This window comes from Iodidimonas nitroreducens (genome assembly GCA_000710935.1).
GTDB lineage: Bacteria > Pseudomonadota > Alphaproteobacteria > Sphingomonadales > Rhodothalassiaceae > Iodidimonas > Iodidimonas nitroreducens.
In genome coordinates this window covers 1-18644 of the sequence record BAYV01000050.1, presented here as the reverse complement: position 1 = coordinate 18644, position 18644 = coordinate 1, and the positions used below count along the sequence as shown (strand labels likewise).

The following is an 18644-nucleotide window of genomic DNA, read 5'->3' as shown; positions in this document are numbered from 1 at the left end:
AGGAAGGAACAGCTCATGACCGCTCACATCATTCAATCCAATCCGGCTCCCTTTGCATCTGTCGCGCTTGATCCCGTGACCCTGGATATCATCGAAAATGCCCTGAGAAATGCCCGCGATGAAATGGATGCCACCGTTTATCGCACGGCCATGAGCCCGGGCATCCGCGAACAGGGCGATGCCTTTCCCCTGATCGCCGATCATAAGGGCCGCATGGTGGTGGGCCAGTTTGGCAGCTTCATTCAGGGCTTTTTGGATGGCTATGATGGCACAATCGAAGATGGCGACGTGATCTGGCTGTCTGATCCTTATTCCTGCGATGGCGCGGTGAGCCATAATAATGATTGGCTGATATTGGTGCCGGTGTTTCGCAATGGCCGGCTGGTGGCCTTTACATCCCATTTCGGCCATCAAACCGATGTGGGGGGCAAGGTGCCGGGATCGCTGCCCACCGATGCTGGCAGCATCTTTGAAGAAGGCATCCGTATTCCGCCAGTAAAGCTCTATCGGCGCGGGGTTTTTCAGGAAGAAATTCTGTCGCTGGTGCTGCATCAGGTGCGGATGCCGGAATGGTGCCGATCCGATCTCAATGCCCTGCTGGCCGCCTGCCGCGCTGCCGAACGCCGGGTGCACGAAATCTGCGAACGCTTTGGCGATGATGTTTATATTGCCGCCACGGAAGAATTGCTGGCCCGCAATCACCGCGCCATGCAAAAGCTGATCCGCACCACGGTGGGCGAAGAAAAGCTGAGCTTCACCGATTATATCTGCGACGATGGCCGCGGCTTTGGGCCCTATAAAATTCATTGCTCCATGTGGCGCGAAGGGGATCGGGTCATCCTTGATTTCGCGGGCACCGATCCGCAATCGGATAGCTCGATCAATTTTTATCTCAATGAAAACATGTTCAAGATGTTCTTCGGCATCTATATGATCATGGTCTTCGATCCTCAGATTCTGTTCAATGATGGCTTTTATCCACTGGTGGATGTGCGCATCCCTGAAGGCAGCCTGCTCAAGCCGAAATTTCCGGCGGCGCTGTCGTGTCGCACCCATGCTTTGGGCCGTATTTTCGATATTCTGGGCGGACTTTTAGGCCAGCGGCAGCCGGAATTTCTCAATGCCGCAGGCTTTTCCTCAAGCCCGCATCTGATGTTTTCGGGCACGGATGCCAACGGCAAATGGTTCCAGCTTTTCCAGATCGGTTTTGGCGGCATTCCCGGACGGCCTTTTGGCGATGGACCGGATGGCCATTCCCTGTGGCCCGGCTTTACCAATGTCCCCAATGAATTTCTCGAACGCTATTATCCGATGCGGATCGAACGCTATGAAACCGAGCCCGATAGCGGGGGCGCGGGGCTTTTCCGGGGGGGCAATGGCATCCGCATGTCATATCGCTTTCTGCGGGAAGGCACGATTTCGATCCATGATGATCGCTGGTTCACCTATCCCTGGGGCGTTAATGGCGGCACCCCGGGCCAGCGGGCACGCAAAATTCTGGAACGCGCCGATGGCAGCCGCCAGGTGATCGGCAATAAGGTTGATGATATCCGGGTCGGCCCCGGCGATTGCCTGCATTATATCACCTGGGGCGGTGGCGGCTGGGGGGATCCGCTGGCCCGTGATCCGGCCTTGGTGGCGCTCGAAGTTCGGCGCGGGCTTGTCACCCCCAATGGGGCAAAACGCTATGGTGTGGTGCTGGGCGATGATGGCGCCGTTGATACTGCCGCCACCGAAAGCCTGCGCAAAAACCTTCGCAGCCAGCGAGAGGAAAGCCTGCCGATCTTTGATTTCGGACCCGATATCGCCACTTTGCGCGCGCAATGCCTTGAGGAAACAGGCTTGCCCGCACCGATGCCGCCCGGTTCTCAGAAAAAGGAAAATGCCTGAGAAGCCCGGTTTCATGCCACGCTGGACGAAGCCGCCATGGTCGCTTAACCTGAACCGGCCAGCCTTGGCGCGCTCAAAGCGCTTCTTCAGAAAGGCTGGGATCGAATGATCGATGGGGGAGATGACAATGGGCAAAGCCGAAACAATCCGCACCGGCAAGCTGGGGAAGAAAGACCTTCGGCTTGTGCACATGAATGGCACATTTTTCGGCCTCGTCGATGGCGAAAGATGTGCCAAAGGTGATCAGGCCGATGATGTTTGGCGAGATTTGCATGATAAAGCAGGAACAACGAACTCCGGATATATAGGCTATGATGGAGCGCGCAAACGCTTTCTGAAGTTTTTTCCCAATGGTTTTCAATCTGATGGCTTTGCAGCGAAGGAACGCGACTATAAAATTGCGGCAAAAGCAAAGCTCGATGAAACCGCCCCGCTCGAAAAAGCCCTTGATGAAAAAGGATTAGGCGAAGCGGTGTTGGCGGTCTTTCAGGCTACAAACATGTTATCGCCATTTGAGAAGACACGCTTGCAGGATATGTTACGCGGCTCACATGCTGATGATTTCATAAAAGCATCGGCCCACTTCACCCTCGATAGCAGCGAACCCAACCTTCTTGCGATGAGAGATGTTCTGAAGCCTCATGACAATATGAAATGGCCGGTCGTGACATATCTTCCATATCTTTGGCAGCCTGAAAAACACATGTTTTTAAAGCCGCAAGTGACGAAAGATTATGCCGAGCGTGTTGGCCATAATTTTGCCGATGATTACGAGCCGCAGCTTAGCCTCAAAACCTATCAAAGCCTCCTTGCACTGGCAGACCGGACGGCCATTGAATTGAAAAATTTAAAGCCCCGCGACCAAATTGATATTCAAAGCTTAATCTGGGTGGTCGGCGGCTATCAGGATGAGCGTGAAGAAACCTACCCATAAGTTTAGCCGGTTGGCCCATATTGGGGTATCAGGTCAGACATTTCGCGTCATGATTCCTCGAACCCGCGCGCAGCGATCCCCGTCATTCCCTATAAAAAGAAGGAATAACCTGTTGTTTTTATTCTTTGAAAATGGTGGGCAGCGGTCAGCACCCGATGGTGATTGCCTGTGAATGCCGTTGAGATCGAAGAAGCCATATCAAACCTTGCTGAGCAGCCTTTCGATGCCAACGCGTTTCCTTATGCCTTTCTGGAGGCCTTTGGGAATAAGGAAACAACGCTGAAGCGCCTGCGCACCGGCGCGTCGAACAAATCTGATCTTGGCGGCGTGCTTCAAGCCAATAACATCCACATCAAGGTCTGCGATAAAGGCGAGGTCACAAACACGCTCAAAGCGTTGCGGGATAGCCCCGCCACAAAGAAGGCCAAGGCGAAATTCGTCCTCGCCACAGATGGCGTCGAATTTCAGGCGGAAGACCTGACAAGCGACGAGCCGCCCATCGTTTGCGACTATCCCGCCTTTCCCGATCATTTCGGTTTTTTCTTAGCCCTTGCCGGAATTTCTACCGTTCGCCAAATCCGCGAAAGCGCGTTCGACATCCGGGCGACCAGCCGCCTCAACCGGCTTTATGTCGAACTGCTGAAGGATAACCCCGAATGGGGCACGGCCGAACGCCGCCCCGATATGAACCACTTCATGGCGCGGCTGATCTTCTGCTTCTTTGCCGAGGACACGGATATCTTTCATCCTAACTATGGTTTTACCAGCAAGGTTGAGCAGATGAGTGCCCGGGATTCTTCCAACACCCATGAGGTGATTGGCGAAATTTTCCGTGCGATGAATATAAAGACCGAAGACAAGCGGAACGCTAAGCTGCCTCGGTGGGCAGATGGCTTTCCCTATGTCAATGGCGGGCTGTTTTCGGCCAAAGACCCAACAAGCACAGAGGTTCCGCGCTTTTCCAGGATCGCGCGCTCCTATCTTCTTCATATCGGCAATCTCGATTGGAAACAGATTAATCCCGATATTTTTGGTTCGATGATTCAGGCGGTGGCGGATGACGAAGAGCGCGGCGCGCTGGGCATGCATTATACCAGCGTGCCGAACATTCTGAAGGTTTTGAACCCGCTGTTTCTCGATGATCTGCGCGAGAAGCTGGCGGATGCCGGTAACAGCTCGCAAAAGCTTTTGAATCTCAGGAAGCGCATGGCGAAAATCAGGGTGTTTGATCCCGCCTGCGGCTCGGGCAATTTTCTGGTGATTGCCTATAAGGAAATGCGCGCCATCGAGGCCGAAATCAACAAAAGGCGGGGCGAGCCGGACCGGCGGAGTCACATTCCGCTGACCAATTTTCGCGGGATCGAACTGCGCGACTTCCCGGCCGAGATTGCGCGCCTTGCCCTCATCATCGCGGAATATCAATGCGATGTGCTCTATCGCGGCCAGAAACTGGCGCTGGCTGAATTTTTGCCCCTCGATGCCCAGAACTGGATCACCTGCGGCAATGCCCTGCGGCTCGATTGGCTAAGCATCTGCCCGCCCACGGGCACGGGGGTGAAGCATCAGGCCGATGACCTGTTCCACGCGCCGCTCGATCAGGCACAGATCGATTTCGAGAATGAGGGGGGCGAGACCTATATTTGTGGCAACCCGCCCTATCTGGGATCAACTTGGCAAAATACGGCACAGAAAGAGGATTTGCAGCGCATTTTTACCGGCCGCACGAAAAGCTGGAAATCGCTGGATTATGTCGCGGGCTGGTTCATGAAAGCCGCCGATTACGGGCTGCATACGCCGACCGTTGCCGCCTTCGTCTCCACCAATTCGATCTGCCAAGGCCAGCAGGTGCCGATCCTCTGGCCGCTGATTTTTGCAACCGGGCACGAAATCGCCTTTGCCCATAGCAGTTTCAAATGGGCGAACCTTGCCAGCCACAACGCAGGCGTGACCGTGACGATTGTGGCGATTTCAAACCGTAGCGGACCAGTTCGAAAGCTGTTCACATTGGCCGATGACGGTGGGGCGGTGGTGAAGGAGGCGGGCAATATCAATGCATATTTGGTCGATGCCCCAGATGTTATTGTTACGAAGTCTAGCCAACCCATTGGCAGGGTCCAACCTATGACAAAAGGCAATCAACCCACGGACGGTGGACACCTTTTGCTTACCCCAGATGAACTTTCCGGTCTCAACCTAGAAAAAGACGAGCATGATCGGTTCATTCGGAAAATATACGGGTCCGCTGAGTTCATTCGAGGTCTGGAGCGTTATTGCCTCTGGATCAAGGATCAGCATCTGGCTGAGGCCATGAGCATCAAACCTATAAGCGATCGGCTAGAAAGCGTTCGAGCTATGCGCCTTGAAAGCACAAAGCAGGCGACCGTTGATGCAGCACAAACGCCTCACAAGTTCGGCGAATTGCGTCAATCCGGTTCAGAAACAGTGATTGTTGTTCCAAGTGTGTCGTCGGAAAGCCGTGACTATCTTCCGTGCGGTTATTCTGCACCTGGAACAATTGTTTCTAATCTCGCTTTCGCCCTATACGACGCCCCACTCTGGAACATGGCGCTGATCGCCTCGCGCCTGCATCTGGTCTGGATCGCCACGGTTTGCGGCAAGCTGGAAACCCGATACCGCTATTCCAACACCCTTGGCTGGAACACCTTTCCCGTGCCGCAACTGACCGGGAAAAACCGCACCGACCTCACCCGCGGCGCCGAAGATATTCTTCTGGCGCGCGAGGCGCATTTCCCCGCCACCATCGCCGAGCTTTACGATCCCGAAAAAATGCCTGAAAACCTGCGTGCCGCCCATGATCGCAATGACGAAGTGCTGGAGCGCATCTATATCGGCCGCCGCTTCAAAAACGACACCGAGCGACTGGAAAAACTGTTCGAGCTTTATACGAAGATGACCAGCAAGGTGGGCGCATGATCTTTGCCCAAGCGGGCTATATGTGTTAGATATGCGCATGAACACCCCACAGGATGCACCCATGACCAAACGCGCCACCAACCTGACCATCGACACCATGCTGCTGGATGAGGCGCGCGACCTTGGCATCAATCTTTCCGCCACGCTCGAAGCCAGCCTGCGCGATGCCGTGCGCGCGCGAAAGGCCGCCCTGTGGTTGGAAGAAAACCGCGCGGCGATCCAAAGCTCGAATGCATGGGTGGCGAAAAACGGATTGCCGCTTGAAAAATATCGGCAGTTCTGATGGCGCAATATGGCTTGTTTCCTGATCCCGCAGGCAATGGCTATCTGCTGGATGTGCAAAGCGACCTGCTGGAGGGGCTGAATGTGCGCGCAGTGGTGCCACTTTTACCGCAAGAATGCGCGCCAATGGCCGCCAGCCGTTTGAACCCGGTGTTCGAGATCGACGGCACAGCACATCTGATGATGACGCAATATATCGCCGCCGTGCCGGTTGGTATTCTGAACGCCCCGATCGGGGATTTATCCACAAAATTCGACGCGATCACCGCCGCGCTCGACATGTTGTTTCATGGGTTTTGATTATGGTTCAGGTTCCCTCAGTTTCCGTGACCTATGCCCAGACAGGCGCTTCGACCAAGTCGAACGAATTTGGCATGCGTCCCATGCAGGAACGCGCGTTCGAGAAGCGCGGCGAGCCATATCTGCTGATCAAATCGCCGCCGGCCTCGGGCAAATCCCGCGCGCTGATGTTCATTGCCCTTGATAAGCTCTACAATCAGGGCCTCAAACAGGCAATCATTGTTGTGCCGGAAAAATCCATCGGCGCGAGCTTCAATAACGAGCCGCTGACCCAATTCGGTTTCTGGGCCGATTGGCACGTCGAGCCGAAATGGAACCTGTGCAATGCCCCCGGTTCCGATAATGGGGGCAAGGTCAAATCCGTTGGGGCATTTCTGGCCAGCGACGACAGGATATTGGTTTGCACCCACGCCACGTTTCGCTTTGCCGTCGATCAGTTTGGCGTTGCGGCATTTGATGATCGGCTGATTGCCGTGGACGAGTTCCACCATGTCTCAAGCAATCCAGATAACAGACTTGGCGCGCAGCTTGCTGACCTGATCACCCGCGACCGCGTGCATATCCTTGCCATGACCGGCTCTTATTTCCGGGGCGATGCCGAAGCGGTGCTGATGCCGGAAGATGAGGCAAAATTTGATAGTGTCACCTACACCTATTACGAGCAGCTCAATGGCTATGAATATCTCAAATCGCTCGATATCGGCTATTATTTCTATTCCGACTCTTATGCTGACCATATCCTGAAGGTGCTGGACCCGGACGAGAAAACCATCATCCACATCCCCAGTGTCAATTCGCGTGAGAGCACGAAAGACAAAATCAAGGAAGTCGAGAACATCTTTTCTAGGCTTGGCGACTGGCAGGGCACCGACCCGGTGACCGGCTTCCAGCTTGTCAAAACACCCGAGGGCCGCGTGCTGCGGATTGCCGATCTGGTTGATGACAACCCCGCCAATCGGGACCGGGTTTCCGCCGCACTGAAAGACGCAAGCCAGAAGCATAATCGCGATCATGTGGATATCATCATCGCGCTGGGCATGGCGAAAGAAGGGTTCGACTGGATCTGGTGCGAACATGCGCTGACCGTCGGCTACCGGTCCAGCCTGACCGAAATCGTACAGATCATCGGCCGGGCGACACGGGATGCCCCGGGCAAAACCCGCACGCGTTTCAGCAATCTGATCGCCGAGCCCGACGCCTGTGCAGAGGTGGTGACAGAAGCGGTTAATGATACATTGAAGGCGATTGCGGCCAGCCTTCTCATGGAACAGGTGCTGGCGCCGCGCTTCAATTTTTCGCCGAAAAGAGCGGATAACGGCCCAACCGAGGGCTATGACTATGGCAAGGGCGGCTATGATCCAACCCGGTGCAATATAGGCTTTAACGAGCAAAGCGGACAGTTCCAGATCGAAATCAAAGGGCTGGTTGAACCGAAATCCAAAGAAGCCGCGCGCATCTGTCGCGAAGATCTGAACGAGGTCATCACCGCCTTTGTGCAGGACAAAACGGCCATCGAGCGCGGATTGTTCGACTGCGAGCATGTTGGCGGTGAAACCCTGCCACAAGAGCTGACGCAGGTTCGCCTGGGCAAGATCATCAAAGATAAATATCCCGAACTGGGTGAAGAGGATCAGGAGGCCGTCCGCCAGCATGCCATTGCTGCCCTGAACCTGACCCAAAAGGCCAAGGAAATCGTGCTTGCTGAAAATGGCGAAACTGCCAACACGGCCCTGATCGACGGCATTCGTAAATTCGCAATGGATGTGCGCGATTTGGATATCGATCTGATCGACAAGATCAATCCCTTCGGCGAAGCCTATGCCATCCTTGCCAAGGCCATGAGCGAAGAAAGCCTTCGCCAGGTGGCAGCGATCATCTCGGCCAAAAAGCTGAGCCTGAGCCTTGAAGAAGCCCGGGAACTGGCCAGACGCGCCCTGAAATTCAAGCACGATCGCGGGCGCTTGCCCTTGATCACCTCTTCGGACGCCTGGGAAAAGCGGATGGCCGAAGGAGTTGCCTTCCTCGCCCGCATGAAAGCAGAGGCGGCGAATGGCTAAGCAATTCACGGATGAAGATGATGCCCTTCTTGCCGAGCTTGGTGTGGAGATCGAAACCAAAAAGGCAGCCAGCCGCACCCCGCGTGAGGAGCGGATCATCGCCGGGTTCGAGGAAATCCAACGCTTTGTTGGGAAGCACGGGCATGCGCCTTGCCATGGCGAGGACCGGGATATTTTCGAGCGGCTTTATGCCGTGCGGCTCGACCGCCTGCGCGCGCTGCAAGAATGCCAAACGCTTCTTGAGCCGCTTGATCATCAGCGGATTCTAAGCAGTTTTGATGCCGACGCCCAGACCGCCCCAGAGACACTTGATGATGATGCCCTGCTCGCGGAGCTTGGGGTTGTGGCCGAAACAGCCGAGATCACCGCGCTGAAGCATGTGCGTTCGAGCGCGGAAAAGCGCGCAGCCGAAGAGATCGCTAACCGCGAGGCGTGCAAAGACTTCGGTCAATTCAAGCCGCTTTTTGAGCAGGTTCAAAAGGAACTGGAGTCCGGCATCAGGATGACGCGGCCCTTCGAGATGAAGGCGGAAATCCAGCCGGGCCGTTTCTTCATTGTCGGCGGCCAGAAGGCCTATGTCGCTGAGATGGGAGAACTGACACTCACCGACCAAAGGCGCACCGATGCTAGGTTGCGTGTGATCTTCGACAATGGCACCGAGAGCAATATGCTCATGCGTTCCCTTCAGCGTGCGCTCAACAAGGATGATGCGGGCAGACGTATCACAAACCCGGTGGCCGGGCCGCTTTTTGCCGATCACACCATCGACGGCGATGAGGCCAGCGGCACGATCTATGTCCTGCGCAGCAAATCCGACCATCCTCTTGTCGCCAAAAACCGTGATCTGGTGCACAAAATCGGCGTTACCAATATGAGTGTTGAAAAGCGGATCGCCGGCGCCCATCTTCAGCCCACCTTCCTGATGGCGAATGTCGAGATCGTTGCGACCTACGAGCTTTACAACATCAATCGCACCAAGCTTGAAAATCTGATCCATCGCGTTTTCGATAAGGCACGCCTTGATATCGAGATCAAAGACCGCTTTGGCAGACCCGTTGTCCCACGGGAATGGTTTCTTGTGCCCCTGTTTGTGATCGATGAAGCGGTCGAGCGGATTAAGGAGGGCACGCTTGTCGAGTACGTTTATGACGTGGGCAGCGCCCGCTTAATGGAGCGCAGCGCGATACCTCCGCTGGGGGATATGGCATGAGCAATGTCAACGTTAAACGGCAGGCCAAAAGGCCCTTCATCGCGAACCGGCGAAGAAATAGCGCTTGAAGGGCAAGGTGGCGGCCCCGATGGCGCAGGCATCCCCCGGACTTTCCGCCAGCACAAGCTGCGGCATGGGGCGCGGCTCGGCGCGCCTGCGGTGATCGTGAATTTCGATATGGGGGATCATCATACGCGCCAGATCGCGCGGGATTCGCCCACCCAGAACAATCACTTCGGGATCAAGGATCGCCGATAAAGCCGAGGCGATCATCGACAGGCTATCGCGGGTGCGCGACAACCATTCATCCACGCCGGGCCAGGATGGATCAAAGCGGCGCACCATATCCGATAAGCCATCGACCGCCACCCCTTTGCGGCTGATCATCTGCCGCAAAAGTTCCAGATTGGGATGAGGATAGATCAGGCTGGGCAAAATCAGGCCGATTTCACCGGCATTGCCATTGGTTCCGCGCATCAGATGATGATCGACGATAATGCCGCCGCCAATCCCCGCCGCGATATATAAATAGGCGAAAGATCCATAGTTGCGCCCCACCCCCACAAGGCTTTCGCCGATGGCGGCTGCATTGCCATCATTTTCAACCCAAACCGGCAGCCCGAATTGCGCCATCAGAATATCGTCGATATCGACCAGAGCCCAATCATCAAGCTGACGCGGTGTGTTGTATCGCGCACGCCCACCCAGATTATAGCCGGAAATCCCTACCCCCATCCCAAACAGGCGGCGGGGGTCGATAGGACGGCGGGCGCGAATGGTTTCAAACATGCGCGAAAGCTGCGCCAGAACCGCCTGCCGCGACATTGACGGCATATCGCAGTGTTCTTCTTCCAAAACAGCCCCGGAAAAATCCATCAAAACCACGGAAAGCGCATCGGTCATCATGGCAATGCCAAAGCTATAGGCAAAGTCCGGCACCACATGCATCATCACCGCAGGCTGACCGCGCCGCCCCTGCGCCTGCCGCTCGCCATCGCGCAGGATACCGGCATCGGTCAATCCCTTGACCAAACGCGAAACGGTTTGCTGGGCAAATCCCGATTGCAACACGATATCGGCCTGCGACAGCCCATCATGACGCAAGATCAGATCGAGAATGACCTTTTCACGTTGCGAAATGGACGAAATGCCATTGTCCGCGAAAAATGGCGGCAACGCTGGCATTTCCTGACTGATGCGCATGTCTCTCGCCTTTCTTTTCAATATTGGCCCAAGCATCTTTTCTTATCCGTTTCAACCCGATCATGCGAGCTTTTGCCCCCTATGCAAGCCTTCAGGCAAGACATCGACATTTTGCATAAATTTATTTAACTCATAATTCTACCCATAACGGGTTGATTGTATGTTTCACCTATGCCATAAAAATCACAACAAAGCGCGGGCAATGAAAATGCCGATAGACATAAGCGCAAAATTCCGGATCGGAGAGCGACAGGATCGACGCCCTTAAAGTCGGCCCAAAGGATCATCTGAGAGCCATCTTCACCCTTCTCTCATGATCGTCGCATCTGAATGTTCAGGAATTTTTGCCAGACTTGTCACCCTATCCGCGCCTTGCCCATGGGTGGCGGCGGCATGGCTGCCTCACCATTCGCCGAGCACAACAACCGTCCCATATGTCTCGCCAAGAAAAGACTGGGAACGGATCAATTTGGGAGGACGACATGACATCCAAGCTGAACAGATATCTGCAATCCTGCGCTATCCTTGCATTTGTCGCCGCAAGCCCCACCGCCACTCTCGCCCAGCAAAGTGACGATGCTGAACGTGCTGCGGAAGATGAAGCGAGCAACGAGCCGCGTCGCGCCGCTGCGTTGGAAGAAATCGTTATCACCGGCACCAGCCGGGCGCGCAGCGGATTGAACACACCCTTGTCACTCACCAGCCTCGATGAAAAGGGTATTCGTCGTTATTCGGCCAGCAGTCAGGCCGATATTTTACGCTCCATCCCCACGATCAAGGCCGAAGGCGGCGGCGGTGAGGTTGCCGCCAATGTCTTTATCAAGGGCTTGCCATCAGGGGGTCAGTTCCAGTTCACGCCTTTGCAATATGATGGCGTGCCGGTGTTCAGTTCCTTTGGCCTCAACAGTTCGGCCTTTGATGTTTATTACCGCAATGACCTTGGGATCGAACGCCTTGAATTCGTGCGGGGCGGGGTTTCAAATCTGTTTGGTGCGGGCTCTGTGGCCGGGCTGATCAACTATATCTCGAAAACCGGCAGCGAAGAATCAGAAAGCACGGTTCAACTCGAATGGGCGGATGAAGGCCGTTTTCGTGGTGATTTTGCTACATCCGGGCCGCTTGGCGGGAAGGATTCAAACACATTTTATGCCCTGTCCGGCTTTTATCGCTATGATGAAGGTCCGCTGAAATCCGGCCTTCCCTCGGAAGGTTTTCAACTGCGCGGCAATATCAAACGCGAATTTGAAGATAACTCCGGTTCCTTCACGATCTATGGCCAGTGGATCGATGACAGCGTGCAATTCTTCCTGCCGTTTCCGCTGACTGGCGACGACAGAAAGCGCCCCACCGGCAATGACGGCAAGATCATCAACACAGTACAAACCGATGCCGCAGCAAATCTTAATTTTCAAACGCCTGATGGTGTTTTTGAAACCAGCATCCGCGATGGGGCGAGCACCGAGGGCGGCTCGGTAACGGTGGCCTTTGAAAGAGATCTCGATAATGGTTGGGGCATCAATGCCCGCACCAAATATGCCCGCTATTCCCATGAATTCAATCTGTTCCTCGATGGCGATGGGATTATCAATCTGCCGGAAACCCTTTCGGGCTTTCTGGATGCGCGCGGGCTGGGAAGCCTTGCCAATGCCAGCTTCACCAACGAGAAAAGCGGTCAGGCGCTAGCGCCTGGCAGCCTGCTTTTTGCCAATCGCATCCTTGATCGCAACCGCCCGGCAGAAGATTTCACGGCGGAATTGAATATCACCAAAACGCTTTTCACCGGGGCCATTGATCACTCAATCACTTTGGGTGGATTTTTTGCCCGCGCCGAAGCCGATGATGAAAATATCACCACCACATTCCTTGCCGAATTCAATGATCGGCCTGATCTTGTTAATCTGATCATTCAGGATGAAAACGGCAATGATATCACCGTTTCACGCAATGGCCTGCTCAATGCCGGTGCAGGCTTCGTCAATAACCGGCATACCGCCACCCGCTTTGCCGGCTATATCGCCGATCAGATGGAAATGGATCGCTGGGTCTTTGATATCGGCTTGCGGGTTGAAAAAATTCTCGGCGATATCAGCCGCGAAGGATCGCAATCTTTCCAGGTCAATGACGACCCAAGCCTCGCCCCCGATCTGCAATCCGTGATTTTCGGCAATGGCGATTTCACTATTGGCGAGGTGGATACAAGCGAATGGGCCCTGGCCCTTGGGGCTTTGTACAAACTAACGGATAATATCAGCCTTTATGCCAATGGCGCACGCGGCTTTTTCTTTCCTGAAATCCGCAGTGTCAGCTTTAATAGCCTTGGCGAACCACAAACCTTTAAAGCTGAAATCATCAAACAGGCGGAAGCCGGGGTGAAATATAATGGCCCGCGTTTTTCTGGTACTCTCGCCGGGTTTTATTCCGAATTGGATGATCGCCGTTCCGTTGATTTCGTCAATGACGGCCAGGGTGGTGTTGCCGAAGTGACCTCGATCCAATCGACGCGATCCTATGGGATTGAAGCCACCGGCAGCTTTTATCTGACCGATGCCCTGCGACTTGATGGCAATGTCACGTTTCAGGATCACAAATTCACCGATTTCGACAGCAATGCGCAATTCATCGGCAATGAACTGCGCCGTCAGCCCAATCTTCTGTTCAATACCGGGGTGATCTATGATGACAACCGCTTTGATTTTGCCTTCTTCCAAACCTTTGTCGGCAATAATTTTGCCAATGATTCTAATACAGTGCGCTTAGGCTCGCATAATATTGCCCGGCTCGATACCGGCTATACATTCAGCGTAATGGGCGCGCAAACCGCACGCATCGGCTTTAGCGTCTTCAATTTGTTTGATAGCGATGGCGTAACGGAAGGCTCGCCGCGACAGGGTGTGGGGCAAAGCGAGGGCGAAGCGTTCTTCGTTGGGCGGCCGATCCTGCCGCGCCGCTACAGCGTCCGTCTCACCTATGATTTCTAGACTTTATTAAACGGATAACAGAAGCAACCTCCCCTTGCCTCTGTGACTGGCCGGCATCTTGCACGAACCGGATGTCGGCCATTTTTCCCCATAGATGATGTCACCAATAAAGGGCCCTAGGCAGGCATGATGCACATACCCTCAAAAGACACACAAATCATTGATGACAGCGCCCGCGCGATCCTGAAAACCAATGACCGGGGCGGTTATACGGTGCCCAATGGCCGGGTCTATCCTTTTCAATGGAATTGGGATTCGGCCTTTGTGGCTTTGGGCTTTGCTAATTTTAACCGCGACCGCGCCTGGCTTGAAATTGAAACGTTGTTTGCAGCGCAATGGGATGATGGCTTCCTGCCGCATATCGTTTTCTGGCAAGATGATAGCGGCTATTTCCCCGGCGCATCGGTTTGGGATGCCCATGAAAACCCCGCAACATCAGGGATCACCCAGCCACCCATTGCTGCATCGATGGTCCGCTGGCTGTGGGATTCCGGCCCCAAATCTGAGCGGGAAACAAAGCGCATGGCCGCACTTTATCCAAAAGTTTTGAAATGGCACCGCTGGTTCGCCCGCTATCGCGATCCCGAAGGTCGTGGGCTGGTGGTTGCCACCCATCCATGGGAAACAGGGCGTGACAATTCCCCGGAATGGGATCAGCCGGCATCGCGCGTGGATATTTCCGGCATCGGCCCCTATGAACGCCGCGATACCAGCCATCTCGAACCCCATGTGCGGCCGACAAAGCTCGATTATGACCGCTATCTGGCCATCGTGCAATTTGGCCGGGAGCACTGCTGGGATCATGATATCATCGCCCGTACCGGACCTTTTCGGGTGGCAGATGTGGGGATGACAATGATCCTGCTGCGGGCCAATCGCGATCTTCTGGCACTGGCCGAAGCTTTGGGCCGCCGCCAGGATAGTGCTGAAATAAAAGCATGGATCGAAAAATCCCGGGCCGGGATCGATTGGCTGTGGAATGATGAAACAGGGGCCTTCTGCTCGCGGGATCTGATCGATGGGCGTTCCTCGGCGATGATCACAAGCGCCTCTTTTCTCTCATTTTATGCAGGTGTTGGCACTGAAAAACAAAGACAAAGCCTGATTGCACATCTCGATCGGATCGAACGTAAAATCAACTGGATGCTGCCAAGTCTTGACCCCGATCATGAGGCCTTTGACCCCATGCGCTATTGGCGCGGGCCATGCTGGGCAGTGGTGACCTTTCTGGTCGCCCGGGGGCTTTTGGATGAAGGGGAAAGCGCATGGGCCGAACGCCTGCGCCATGATACAGCGGCACTGATCCGCGATACCGGCTTTTATGAAGCCTTTTGCCCGATCAGCGGACGCGGCACAGGGGGCGATCAATTTTCCTGGACGGCTGCCATGTGGCTTTTCTGGGCGGGCAAAGCATGAACAGCATCGATTACAGCATCATTGCCGTTTATCTGGTGGGTCTGCTGTTTTTGGGCTTTTACTTCCGCCAACAAAGCAGCCGGGGCGATTATTTCCTCGGCGGGCGCAGCCTTGGCTGGTTTCCGTTGGCCTTATCAACCATGGCAACCCAATTATCCGCCATCAGCTTCATTTCAGCGCCTGCTTTTGTCGGCATCCGTGATGGCGGCGGCATGATCTGGCTGTCTTATGAACTGGCTGTGCCGCTCGCCATGATTTTTCTGATGTGGACGATCATGCCCCGGCTTTATGCTTCGGGTCATGTCAGTATCTATGAATTTCTGGAAGAGCGTTTCGATCATGTCACGCGCTTTTTGATCAGTATCGTTTTTCAAATCAGCCGCGCTTTCGGCACGGGGATCAGCATCTATGCCATCGCCCTCATTCTTGAAAGCATGATGGGTCTGCCCTTTTGGGGGGCGGTGCTGATGATCGGGGTGATCACCGCTCTTTATTCCCTGCAGGGGGGGATGAAGGCCGTTGTGTATGCCGATGCGATTCAGATGGGCATCATCTTTCTAGGGATTTTTCTCTGCGCTGCCTTTGCGCTTCACCATCTTGGCGGGCTGAGCGCGGTGGGCAAACAGCTTGATCCCGCGCGGTTTGCGGCCGTATCCTTTGCACGCTTAGGCCTCCATGGTGACGAATTCGGCTTTCTGCCTATGTTGTTTGGCGGCCTGGTGCTTTATGCCTCTTATTATGGCTGCGATCAAACACAGGCGCAGCGCATCTTATCGGCAAAAGATGCCCGTACCATGCGCCAAACCCTGCTCGCCAATGGGCTGTTACGCTTCCCCATGGTTTTGCTCTATTGTGTAATGGGGCTTTTGATCGGCGCTCTTGTGATGCTGTCACCCGATCTTCCGGTATCCGAAATTGCGGCCACCCCCGATGTCATGATCCCGCGCTTCATCCTCACCTATTTGCCCCATGGGCTGATCGGGCTTTTGGTTGTCGCCATCCTGTCATCGGCCATGTCCTCGCTCAGTTCGGTCATCAATTCCCTTTCGGCGGTGACCACGGAAGACATTGCACTGCTGCGCGGCGATAGCCTGAGCGAGCGGCATTATGTGCTGCTTTCCCGCATTTCAGCGATGCTCTGGGCCCTGGTGATTTTGGGCTTTTCCTTTTTCGGTGGGGCCATCGCCGATACCGTGATCGAGGCGATCAACAAGGTTGGCTCTTTGTTTTACGGCCCCATCCTTGCCACCTTCCTGCTGGCGATCATGCTGCGCGATATCAGCGCCCGGGGGGCCAATTGGGGCTTGATGGCCGGTGTGGGGGGCAATCTGTATCTCTGGCTGTTCGTTCCACAGCTTTTCTGGTTCTGGTGGAATGTCACCGGCCTTCTCATAACGCTTGGCGTTGCCATTGGCGTCAGTCTGATCATTGATCAACGTCGGCCCGCTTTCGCAGGTTTTGCCCGAGCCAGCCGTGAGGAACCGACACTGATCGCGCCCTGGCGTGAAACCATCATCCTGCTCATCGCCTTTGGCGTCATCCTTGGGGTTATTATCGGCTTTGAAAGCCTGTGGACGGCCCTGACATTATCCCCTGAAGCAACTGCTGCGAAGGCTTTGTAACCATGCCGCCCAATAGCCCGCAAAATCCCATGAGCCCGCGCTCCCTGCTGGAGCATCTGTTCAAAAGCGCCGTGGCCTCGGTTGCCGCGCATCACTGCCTGCCGCAGCATCTGCCCAAAAGCCCCGCAATCGGGCGAACACTGGTGCTTGGCGCGGGTAAGGCGGCTGCCGCCATGGCGCACATCGTTTCCCAAACTGTGCCGGGACGGGTGGAAGGGTTGGTTGTTACCCGCTATGGCCATGGTGTCGGCGAAAAAATCCCCGGCATTCCCGTGATCGAAGCAGCCCATCCGGTGCCCGATGAGATGAGCATGAAAGCCGCGCGCGACATGCTGGCGCTGGCATCAAGCGCCGGGCCCGATGATCGGCTGATCTTTCTGGCATCCGGCGGCGGATCATCGGTGCTGTCTCTCCCCATGCCGGGGCTGGATTTCGAAAAAAAGCGTGCCCTGATGCGCCATCTGGTGCTGTGTGGCGCCCCCATTTCCGACATCAATATCGTGCGCAAACATGTCTCTGCCATCAAGGGCGGGCGTTTGCTGGAGGCTGCCCGCCATGTCGGCGAAGCCCTGACTTTAGTGATATCCGATGTTCCGGGGGATGACCCTGCCCTTGTTGCCTCTGGCCCCACGATCCCCGATCCAAGCCGAGCCACCAAGGCGCGGGCGATCATCGAACGCTGGGGCGCGCCGGATATTGAGGAAATCCTCGATCTTCTGGGCCGGGCAGAGGCGGAAACCCCGAAATCCGCCCCCTGCCCGCATCGCATTATCATGGCTGCCCGGGCTGCCGATTGCCTGTCTGCCGCCCGCAAAAGCGCCCGCACCATGGGGTTTGATGTGATGGATCTGGGGGATCGGCTGGAAGGCGCGTCCGCTGAACTCGGTCAGGATCATGCGCGGCTGGCCTTGAAACTGCAAGATCTGAAGACCCCCGCGCTTATTCTTTCCGGGGGCGAAACAACCGTTCAATTCAATCAATCCAGCGGTGGCGGCGCGGGCGGGCCCAATCTGGAATATCTGCTGGGGATGATGCTGGAACTCAAAGGCGCGCCGGGCATTTACGCCCTCGCCTGCGATAGCGATGGCATCGATGGCAAGGGGGATCATGCCGGGGGGTTCATCAACCCCCAAAGCCTTGAGCGGGCGATGGCCCTTGGTCTCGATCCTGCCGAAAGCCTGAGGCAGCATGACAGCTATCCGCTTTTCAAAGCTTTAGGTGATCTGATCATTACCGGGCCAACCCGCACCAATGTGAATGATTTTCGCGCCATTCTCGTCAATCCCCATAGCGCCAGGCACGCCCCTTTTGAGAAGAGGTGAACGCATGAGCCAAAACCATGACGATAAAGCAAAAAAGGTCATCAGCGATGGCTATCATAGCGGGGAAAGCGAAGAACGCCCCTGGGGCCGCTGGACCGTTCTGGATGTGGGCGCAAGCTTTGTGATCAAGCGGATCGAAGTATCCCCGGGGGAAATGCTGTCAAAACAACGCCACCAATACCGCGCCGAACACTGGCTGATTGCAAGCGGGGTGGCCGATATCTGGCTCAATGATCGGCAAATTCGGCTTGGCACCGGCCAATCGGTGGATATTCCCGTGGGAATGATCCATCGCATCGGCAATCCCGGAACCACCGCTTTGATCTTCATCGAAGTGCAGTTGGGCGACCGCCTGATGGAAAGCGACATCGAGCGCCTGGCCGATCATTATGGCCGATAGGGGTCAGGATGGGGCACGTCTTGACCTTCCATGATATTCAGTTCTTCATTTGAATACTAAGCCGTAAACTCATAAACGGGATTCCCAAAGCGTTGC

13 protein-coding genes are annotated in these 18644 nt (G+C 55.3%); 12 read left to right on the top strand and 1 reads right to left on the bottom strand.

The genetic code is table 11. The features are described 5' to 3' along the window. The first annotated feature begins 15 nt into the window (after positions 1–15). The 7 genes from AQ1_RS12230 (at position 16) to AQ1_RS12200 (ending at position 9607) form a co-directional block, all read left to right on the top strand. Positions 16–1890 (top strand): hydantoinase B/oxoprolinase family protein, encoded by a 1875-nt coding sequence (locus AQ1_RS12230; RefSeq protein WP_042087733.1) that lies wholly within the window; start codon positions 16–18, stop codon positions 1888–1890. 127 nt (positions 1891–2017) lie between these two features. Continuing rightward, positions 2018–2824, top strand: coding sequence for a hypothetical protein (locus AQ1_RS12225; RefSeq protein ID WP_042087732.1), 807 nt, complete (start codon positions 2018–2020; stop codon positions 2822–2824). Between the two features lie 168 nt (positions 2825–2992). Continuing rightward, entirely contained in the window at positions 2993–5758 is a 2766-nt protein-coding gene (locus AQ1_RS12220) for a class I SAM-dependent DNA methyltransferase (RefSeq protein WP_042087751.1), read from the top strand. Positions 5759–5819: 61 nt separating this feature from the next. Further along, positions 5820–6041, top strand: a complete 222-nt coding sequence (locus AQ1_RS12215; RefSeq protein WP_313980967.1) for a type II toxin-antitoxin system CcdA family antitoxin — start codon at positions 5820–5822, stop codon at positions 6039–6041. After that, positions 6041–6340: a CcdB family protein gene (locus AQ1_RS12210; RefSeq protein WP_042087731.1), complete on the top strand. Its 300-nt coding sequence runs from the start codon at positions 6041–6043 to the stop codon at positions 6338–6340. Before AQ1_RS12215 ends, AQ1_RS12210 begins: the two co-directional genes overlap by 1 nt. A 2-nt stretch (positions 6341–6342) precedes the next feature. After that, on the top strand, positions 6343–8397 hold the full coding sequence (locus AQ1_RS12205) for a DEAD/DEAH box helicase (RefSeq protein ID WP_042087730.1): 2055 nt from the start codon (positions 6343–6345) through the stop codon (positions 8395–8397). Next, complete coding sequence (locus tag AQ1_RS12200; protein ID WP_042087728.1) at positions 8390–9607, top strand: GIY-YIG nuclease family protein; 1218 nt, start codon at positions 8390–8392, stop codon at positions 9605–9607. Before AQ1_RS12205 ends, AQ1_RS12200 begins: the two co-directional genes overlap by 8 nt. Before the next feature lie 36 nt (positions 9608–9643). On the opposite strand, the gene AQ1_RS12195 is transcribed toward AQ1_RS12200, so the two are convergent. Beyond that, positions 9644–10810: an ROK family transcriptional regulator gene (locus tag AQ1_RS12195; protein WP_052371265.1), complete on the bottom strand. Its 1167-nt coding sequence runs from the start codon at positions 10808–10810 to the stop codon at positions 9644–9646. Positions 10811–11292: 482 nt separating this feature from the next. On the opposite strand from AQ1_RS12195, the gene AQ1_RS12190 reads away from it, so the two are divergent. The 5 genes from AQ1_RS12190 (at position 11293) to AQ1_RS12170 (ending at position 18548) form a co-directional block, all read left to right on the top strand. Beyond that, a complete protein-coding gene (locus AQ1_RS12190; RefSeq protein ID WP_042087726.1) occupies positions 11293–13788 on the top strand; it encodes a TonB-dependent receptor in 2496 nt (831 codons plus the stop codon). 126 nt (positions 13789–13914) lie between these two features. Beyond that, positions 13915–15204, top strand: coding sequence for an MGH1-like glycoside hydrolase domain-containing protein (locus tag AQ1_RS12185; protein ID WP_313980944.1), 1290 nt, complete (start codon positions 13915–13917; stop codon positions 15202–15204). Then, complete coding sequence (locus tag AQ1_RS12180; protein ID WP_042087745.1) at positions 15201–16826, top strand: sodium:solute symporter family transporter; 1626 nt, start codon at positions 15201–15203, stop codon at positions 16824–16826. The genes AQ1_RS12185 and AQ1_RS12180 overlap by 4 nt, the downstream gene beginning before the upstream one ends. A gap of 2 nt (positions 16827–16828) precedes the next feature. After that, positions 16829–18148 (top strand): glycerate kinase type-2 family protein, encoded by a 1320-nt coding sequence (locus tag AQ1_RS12175; protein WP_042087724.1) that lies wholly within the window; start codon positions 16829–16831, stop codon positions 18146–18148. Positions 18149–18152: 4 nt separating this feature from the next. Then, positions 18153–18548, top strand: a complete 396-nt coding sequence (locus AQ1_RS12170; RefSeq protein ID WP_042087722.1) for a phosphomannose isomerase type II C-terminal cupin domain — start codon at positions 18153–18155, stop codon at positions 18546–18548. Positions 18549–18644 lie beyond the last annotated feature (96 nt).

Bases quoted from the DNA above. Each gene is read 5' to 3' on its own strand.
- AQ1_RS12200 (WP_042087728.1), top strand. From the start codon at position 8,390: ATGGCTAAGCAATTCACGGATGAAGATGATGCCCTTCTTGCCGAGCTT.
- AQ1_RS12190 (WP_042087726.1), top strand. From the start codon at position 11,293: ATGACATCCAAGCTGAACAGATATCTGCAATCCTGCGCTATCCTTGCA.
- AQ1_RS12210 (WP_042087731.1), top strand. From the start codon at position 6,041: ATGGCGCAATATGGCTTGTTTCCTGATCCCGCAGGCAATGGCTATCTG.
- AQ1_RS12225 (WP_042087732.1), top strand. From the start codon at position 2,018: ATGGGCAAAGCCGAAACAATCCGCACCGGCAAGCTGGGGAAGAAAGAC.
- AQ1_RS12185 (WP_313980944.1), top strand. From the start codon at position 13,915: ATGATGCACATACCCTCAAAAGACACACAAATCATTGATGACAGCGCC.
- AQ1_RS12230 (WP_042087733.1), top strand. From the start codon at position 16: ATGACCGCTCACATCATTCAATCCAATCCGGCTCCCTTTGCATCTGTC.
- AQ1_RS12170 (WP_042087722.1), top strand. From the start codon at position 18,153: ATGAGCCAAAACCATGACGATAAAGCAAAAAAGGTCATCAGCGATGGC.
- AQ1_RS12180 (WP_042087745.1), top strand. From the start codon at position 15,201: ATGAACAGCATCGATTACAGCATCATTGCCGTTTATCTGGTGGGTCTG.
- AQ1_RS12215 (WP_313980967.1), top strand. From the start codon at position 5,820: ATGACCAAACGCGCCACCAACCTGACCATCGACACCATGCTGCTGGAT.
- AQ1_RS12205 (WP_042087730.1), top strand. From the start codon at position 6,343: ATGGTTCAGGTTCCCTCAGTTTCCGTGACCTATGCCCAGACAGGCGCT.
- AQ1_RS12195 (WP_052371265.1), bottom strand. From the start codon at position 10,810: ATGCGCATCAGTCAGGAAATGCCAGCGTTGCCGCCATTTTTCGCGGAC.
- AQ1_RS12175 (WP_042087724.1), top strand. From the start codon at position 16,829: ATGCCGCCCAATAGCCCGCAAAATCCCATGAGCCCGCGCTCCCTGCTG.